Below are 419 nucleotides of genomic sequence, written 5' to 3' on the forward strand. Positions count from 1 at the left end.
TTAATCCCTTCAGAAACAACAGAAGGAAAAGTAGGAGATGAGTACACAACAACTGGAAAAGTTGTTCCAGGACACCTACTAGTTCGTGTTGAAGGAGAAGCAAAAGGTAAGATTGGAAAAGACGGTTCAACAGTAACATACGTGTACAAACCAATCGGATCATGGATTCCAAACATCCCAGGTCAACCAACAACTCCAATCAAGTATCCAAATGACCCACAAGATCCAACAAAACCAGGACAACCAACAGAAGTGTTACCATACGTTCCAGGATTCACTCCAGAAGATAAAGATGGCAACCCACTTAAACCAGTTGATCCGAAAGATCCATCAAAAGGATATGTAGTACCAAACATCCCAACAGATCCAAGTCAAGATACAGTAATTAACTACGTAGCAAACAAAGCTAAACTAGTAGT

1 protein-coding gene is annotated in these 419 nt (G+C 40.3%); it reads left to right on the forward strand.

The window, feature by feature from the left end; all coding sequences use genetic code 11:
• Positions 1-419: MucBP domain-containing protein (locus tag HMPREF2701_RS01525; RefSeq protein WP_186821202.1), on the forward strand; the 419-nt coding region annotated here is incomplete at both ends.

Source organism: Streptococcus sp. HMSC077D04 (genome assembly GCF_001808785.1).
In the GTDB taxonomy this organism is placed as follows: Bacteria; Bacillota; Bacilli; order Lactobacillales; family Streptococcaceae; genus Streptococcus; species Streptococcus mitis_BX.